Genomic DNA, 5543 nt, shown 5'->3' on the forward strand with positions numbered 1-5543 from the left:
GAATTTGCCTGGCGGCAATAGCGCGGTGGTCCCACCTGACCCCATGCCGAACTCAGAAGTGAAACGCCGTAGCGCCGATGGTAGTGTGGGGTCTCCCCATGCGAGAGTAGGACACTGCCAGGCATCAAACAAAGCCGAAAGCCCTGAACTGACGTTCAGGGCTTTTTGCTGTGCGTAAAATAAATATCCTGACCGTATCTATTACTTTGAAAAATGCCTTTTTGGGCATATGTAGCTTATCCTTATAAGGAAGCATAATGTTTCTTTGCTAGGGAAATAGCCAGCTAAATATATAATTGATAGTTCCAGATTATTATTTAAATAATAAAAATATCTATCTATGAACAGACTGATGAGAATTATCCGGTTATATCAAAGATAAGTCTTAATTCTTCAGTGTATTAGTCGATAAATTTCACGTTAATTAAAACAAATATTAGCCAGACGCCTCGAATCGAGTAGACTAGGCGGAAGATTATTTCCGTATGGGTACTGAACGTTATGTCTACTGAAAGCGCGTCTTTAAAAAACCACAATACGTTTGCGCTCCCGGTCAACGCAGCGCACCTGATCATGGCCGATAGAATTGAGCTGATGCTCAAGGTGTGGCAACAAACGCGCAAGCGTCAGGAGCCGTTGCTGATTCTCGGTGAAGGTAGCAACGTGCTGTTCCTGGAGGATTTTTCTGGCACAGTAATGGTCAATCAGTTGAAGGGTATTGATGTTCGGGAAGATAACGATGCCTGGTATCTCCACGTCAGCTCCGGTGAAAATTGGCATGACCTGGTGCAATATACGCTGCAGGCCGGGATCTGCGGTCTGGAAAACCTGGCGTTGATTCCTGGATTGGCCGGTTCCGCCCCTATCCAGAACATCGGCGCCTACGGCGTCGAATTGAAAGACGTCTGCGAGTATGTCGATCTGCTGGACTTCTCTACCGGCGCTATCGATCGTATTCCGGCTGCCGAGTGTGGTTTTGGCTACCGGGAAAGTATTTTCAAACACCGTTTCCAGACCGGACATGTCATTGTTGGGCTGGGTCTGCGTCTCAACAAACAGTGGCAACCCAAATTGAGCTACGGCGATCTGGCCAAGCTGGATCCTGCCACGGTGACGCCACTTCAGGTATTTGAATCCGTATGCGCCATGCGCCGCAGCAAGCTGCCCGATCCGCGTGAAACCGGCAATGCCGGCAGCTTCTTCAAGAATCCGCTGGTGAACGCAGAGAAAGCCGCAGAACTCATCGCTCAATATCCCGGTATGCCGCATTATCCACAGCAGGATGGCCAGGTGAAGCTGGCCGCCGGATGGCTTATCGATCAATGCGAACTGAAAGGATATCGTATCGGTGGCGCTGCGGTACACCGCCAACAAGCGCTGGTGCTGGTGAACATCGCCAACGCCCACAGTCAGGATGTGGTGGCGTTGGCGCGCCACGTACGCAAGACGGTGGCTGATAAATTCGGCGTGTGGCTGGAACCTGAGGTGCGTTTTATTGGCGCGACCGGTGAACTGAATGCCGTGGCGGTGCTGTCATGAAAGATACCAAGGTTCCGTTAAAACTGATCGCGCTGCTGGCTGACGGCGAATTCCATTCCGGTGAACACCTCGGTGAGTCACTGGGCATGAGTCGCGCGGCGATCAATAAGCATATTCAGACCATTCGCGAATGGGGACTGGATGTCTTTACCGTGCCCGGAAAAGGCTATAGCCTGCCTGGCGCCATTCAGCTGCTGGAAGCCGAACGCATTCTCAGTCTGCTGGAAGACAAGCGCGTGAGCGTGTTGCCAGTCGTTGATTCCACCAACCAATATTTGTTGGATCGCATTGCCGAATTGAACTCGGGTGATGCCTGCGTGGCTGAATATCAACAGGCGGGGCGAGGGCGTCGTGGGCGTCAGTGGATCTCGCCATTCGGTGCCAATTTGTATCTGTCGATGTTTTGGCGATTGGAACAAGGCCCGGCCGCAGCGATGGGGCTCAGCCTGGTGATCGGTATGGTGATGGCAGAAGTTCTGCAGCGTCTCGGTGCGGCAGACGTACGCGTGAAGTGGCCCAACGATCTTTACCTGAACGATCGTAAACTGGCGGGGATCCTGGTTGAATTGACGGGGAAAACCGGCGATGCGGCCCAACTGGTTATTGGCGCCGGCATCAATCTGGCGATGCGTGATACCAATGCCGGCGGAATAAATCAGGGATGGATCAACCTGCAAGAGGCCGGCATTAACATCGATCGTAATGAGTTGACCGCCACTCTGCTCAATGAACTGCGGCAGTCGTTAAAGCAGTTTGAGATAGATGGACTCGCGCCCTTTATCGGTCGCTGGCGTACCTTGGATAACTTTATCGACAGGCCGGTCAAGCTGCTGATTGGCGAGCGGCAGATTGTGGGTATCGCCCGAGGAATCGATTCACAGGGCGCACTGCTGCTGGAACAGGACGGGGAGATCAAGCCCTTCATCGGTGGCGAGATATCGCTGCGCAGCGCGGAATAGTGAGAAAAGACAAGGGGACAGTAACGTCCCCTGAATCGATCGGTAGGCTTACTTTCTTAAACGCACGCTTTCAACGGCGTGGTTAGCGCTTTTGGTCATTATCAGGCTGGCGCGTTCACGGGTGGGCAGTATATTTTGCTGCAAATTCAATCCGTTAATTTCATTCCATAATTGCGTGGCGATATTAATCGCCTCCGGTTCCGGCAATTTTGAATAATTATGGAAATAAGAATCGGGATTGGAAAATGCGCCCTGACGGAATTTCAGAAAACGATTGATATACCAGCTTTGTAATAGCGTTTCCGGCGCATCGACATATATAGAGAAGTCGACAAAGTCGGAAACGAATACGCGATGCGGATCGTGAGGATAATCCATACCGCTTTGCAACACGTTAAGCCCTTCCAGGATCAGAATATCCGGTTGCTCGATGACTTTATTACCTTCGGGTACAACGTCATAGATCAAATGGGAATAAACCGGGGCGGTGACGCGTTTGGCGCCGGATTTCACTTCCGACACGAATTTCACCAGGCTATGCATATCGTAAGACTGCGGGAAGCCTTTTTTCTTCATCAGGCCGCGTTCGTTCAGCACCTTATTAGGGTGCAAGAAGCCGTCGGTCGTGATCAACTCAACGCTGCGGTGTTCTGGCCAACGGCTCAACAACGCCTGCAACAGACGTGCGGTTGTGCTCTTACCTACGGCTACGCTGCCGGCGATGCCGATGACATAGGGAATCTTTTGCCCGTCGGTGCCGAGGAATTGCTCGAGCACCGCCTGCCTACGCAGGTTGGAACTGATATAGAAGTTCAACAGCCGTGACAGCGGCAGATAAATCTGCGCAACTTCTTCCAACGAGAGATCTTCGTTAATCCCTTTCAGTTTAACGATCTCTTCTTCCGACAACGTCAGCGGCACCGAATCTCGCAACGCAGCCCATTGGGTACGATCGAACTGTAGGTAAGGCGTTGCTAAAGATTGATCTCTTTTTATCATAAGCCAAATTCTGCCTGTTAACGCAGGTTGGGAAAGGCGCCGGACGCCAACTCCAGAGAATAAACAAGCTGCATATTATAGACAGCTTCGTTTTTGGCGTAGACTTTTTTCGCAAAAGTTGTCGATAGGCAGCAGTTTATGTCAATTGTGCGAAGCGGCGCGCAGTTGATAAAGCGGGGTTGCAAGGCGGTATCATCAGAGCCGGATACCGCCTGAAGACTAACTGGCGATGGCGCGCGAAGGCTGATTTACGGTGAACAGACGTTTGTAATAAATGACGGTCGGATGGTAATGCCCATCGGGACCCGCTGCATAATCCGGCAGCTCACCCAAACAGCGATAACCCAGGCTGCGATAAAGCGCTTCTGCCGCCGAACCGGCCTGCGTATCCAGATACAATAGCCCGCGTTGCTGCTGCAGTGCCGCGTACTCCAGCGTCTTCATCAGAGCCTGACCTACGCCGTTGCGGCGAGCACGGCTATGCACCAACAGCTTTACCACCTCCGCACGATTACGGCCGTTCGGCTTCTGGCAAAGTTCGAGTTGCACGGTGCCAACGACGCCGCGATCGTCACGGGCAATCCACAGCAGCAGCTCACCTTTGGCCAGGGCCGGTCGCAGACTGTGGAAGTAGCTCTCGGCGTCTTCGTGAGGAATTAAGGTGTCGTAACCGACAGAAGCGCCGTGCGTGACGGCATCGGTCAACAGGCGGGCCAATTCATCGCGGTAAATTGGGAGCGTAGCGGCGTTGATAGGCACTATTTTCATCGGTCATTCCTCCTGGGATGGGGGTAATGAAGAGAAGCAATAACTGAGCCACAGCGGCGAAAGGCATAGCAACGGCAAAAGGGCGAGGGATCAGTGTAGCCCACGCCGCAGTCCGGGGCAGGTATCCCCTTTTTGGTGCATCGATCCCGCTCACAGTTTACCATCGCGGGTTAAGTGTTTTGAGAAGCCCGACACGGAGAAAGCGGCGCTCAAGGCTTGCAAAAAGTGGATAAAATTGTAGAGAATGATTGCCGCGAGTGATGAATGTTTGCACGCCGCAGGCTGCAAATTGCATGACAGTATGCAAAATTGACTGATTTATGAGCGAAAGTGCGCGTAAAGCAATTTTTTTGTTGCATAGGTCGCCCGCTCTACCTAGAATGCGCTGCACTTGATGCCGGCTTAGCTCAGTAGGTAGAGCAACTGACTTGTAATCAGTAGGTCACCAGTTCGATTCCGGTAGCCGGCACCATTCAAGTCACAAGTAGTTAAAATCTGGTGGGGTTCCCGAGCGGCCAAAGGGAGCAGACTGTAAATCTGCCGTCACAGACTTCGAAGGTTCGAATCCTTCCCCCACCACCAAATCTTGCCTTCGGCGATTAACTGAGATGCGATAAATACCGCAACGGTTGATGGCGGGAGGAGAGGGCGAAAGCCTTCGGCAAGGTTCGAGCTGTGCAGCGCAAGGCGCAGCCGGCCCGAAGGATGCGAGCCGAGTGATGAACAATCCTGCTCCATCCCAAAATTCTACAGAAAAATCAGGTAGCCGAGTTCCAGGATGCGGGCATCGTATAATGGCTATTACCTCAGCCTTCCAAGCTGATGATGTGGGTTCGATTCCCACTGCCCGCTCCAAGATGTGCTGATATAGCTCAGTTGGTAGAGCGCACCCTTGGTAAGGGTGAGGTCGGCAGTTCGAATCTGCCTATCAGCACCACTTCTTAATTTCTCGCCCCCTGATTTTCTTTCTGTTCTGGATTCAACGAGCAAATGCTTGGTTGATGTGGTGATACCACCGATTTATCCGTGTCTTAGAGGGACAATCGATGTCTAAAGAAAAGTTTGAACGTACAAAACCGCACGTTAACGTCGGTACTATCGGCCACGTTGACCACGGTAAAACTACCCTGACTGCAGCGATCACTACCGTACTGGCTAAAACCTACGGCGGTTCTGCACGTGCTTTCGACCAGATCGATAACGCGCCAGAAGAAAAAGCTCGTGGTATCACCATCAACACCTCCCACGTTGAGTATGACACCCCGACTCGTCACTACG

The 5543-nt window shown here is 52.1% G+C and carries 5 protein-coding genes, 4 tRNA genes, 1 rRNA gene and 1 other RNA gene; 9 read left to right on the plus strand and 2 right to left on the minus strand.

Going from position 1 to position 5543, the window contains the following annotated elements:
* Nucleotides 1-7 precede the first annotated feature (7 nt).
* The 3 genes from rrf to birA all read left to right on the plus strand — a co-directional run bounded on the left by rrf (nucleotide 8) and on the right by birA (nucleotide 2498).
* Nucleotides 8-123 (plus strand): 5S ribosomal RNA (gene rrf, locus GT753_RS25500).
* Between the two features lie 378 nt (nucleotides 124-501).
* A complete protein-coding gene (murB, locus tag GT753_RS25505; RefSeq protein ID WP_004929433.1) occupies nucleotides 502-1539 on the plus strand; it encodes a UDP-N-acetylmuramate dehydrogenase in 1038 nt (345 codons plus the stop codon).
* Nucleotides 1536-2498 carry a bifunctional biotin--[acetyl-CoA-carboxylase] ligase/biotin operon repressor BirA gene (gene birA / locus GT753_RS25510; RefSeq protein ID WP_075686717.1) on the plus strand — a complete coding sequence of 321 codons (963 nt, stop codon included), beginning with the start codon at nucleotides 1536-1538 and terminating at the stop codon, nucleotides 2496-2498. Before murB ends, birA begins: the two co-directional genes overlap by 4 nt.
* Nucleotides 2499-2546: 48 nt before the next feature.
* Here birA and coaA read toward each other — a convergent pair whose 3' ends face one another.
* Both coaA and GT753_RS25520 read right to left on the minus strand, forming a co-directional pair.
* Nucleotides 2547-3497: a type I pantothenate kinase gene (gene coaA / locus GT753_RS25515; RefSeq protein ID WP_025304936.1), complete on the minus strand. Its 951-nt coding sequence runs from the start codon at nucleotides 3495-3497 to the stop codon at nucleotides 2547-2549.
* 219 nt (nucleotides 3498-3716) lie between these two features.
* Nucleotides 3717-4265 (minus strand): GNAT family N-acetyltransferase, encoded by a 549-nt coding sequence (locus GT753_RS25520; protein WP_004929422.1) that lies wholly within the window; start codon nucleotides 4263-4265, stop codon nucleotides 3717-3719.
* Between the two features lie 396 nt (nucleotides 4266-4661).
* On the opposite strand from GT753_RS25520, the gene GT753_RS25525 reads away from it, so the two are divergent.
* The 6 genes from GT753_RS25525 to GT753_RS25550 all read left to right on the plus strand — a co-directional run.
* A tRNA-Thr gene (locus tag GT753_RS25525) sits at nucleotides 4662-4737 on the plus strand.
* A gap of 25 nt (nucleotides 4738-4762) precedes the next feature.
* A tRNA-Tyr gene (locus tag GT753_RS25530) sits at nucleotides 4763-4847 on the plus strand.
* 46 nt (nucleotides 4848-4893) lie between these two features.
* A non-coding RNA gene (locus GT753_RS25535) (RtT sRNA) lies at nucleotides 4894-5009 on the plus strand.
* Nucleotides 5010-5045: 36 nt separating this feature from the next.
* Nucleotides 5046-5120: transfer RNA gene (locus tag GT753_RS25540), tRNA-Gly, on the plus strand.
* Between the two features lie 6 nt (nucleotides 5121-5126).
* Nucleotides 5127-5202 (plus strand) — tRNA-Thr (locus GT753_RS25545).
* A gap of 109 nt (nucleotides 5203-5311) precedes the next feature.
* A partial coding sequence (locus GT753_RS25550) for a GTP-binding protein (protein ID WP_032439543.1) occupies nucleotides 5312-5543 on the plus strand: 232 nt, incomplete at its 3' end.

Source organism: Serratia sp. Z4 (assembly GCF_009900725.1).
GTDB lineage: Bacteria > Pseudomonadota > Gammaproteobacteria > Enterobacterales > Enterobacteriaceae > Serratia > Serratia nematodiphila.

Coding starts and splice junctions, on each gene's coding strand:
- murB (WP_004929433.1), top strand. CDS start 502: ATGTCTACTGAAAGCGCGTCTTTAAAAAACCACAATACGTTTGCGCTC.
- birA (WP_075686717.1), top strand. CDS start 1,536: ATGAAAGATACCAAGGTTCCGTTAAAACTGATCGCGCTGCTGGCTGAC.
- coaA (WP_025304936.1), bottom strand. CDS start 3,497: ATGATAAAAAGAGATCAATCTTTAGCAACGCCTTACCTACAGTTCGAT.
- GT753_RS25520 (WP_004929422.1), bottom strand. CDS start 4,265: ATGAAAATAGTGCCTATCAACGCCGCTACGCTCCCAATTTACCGCGAT.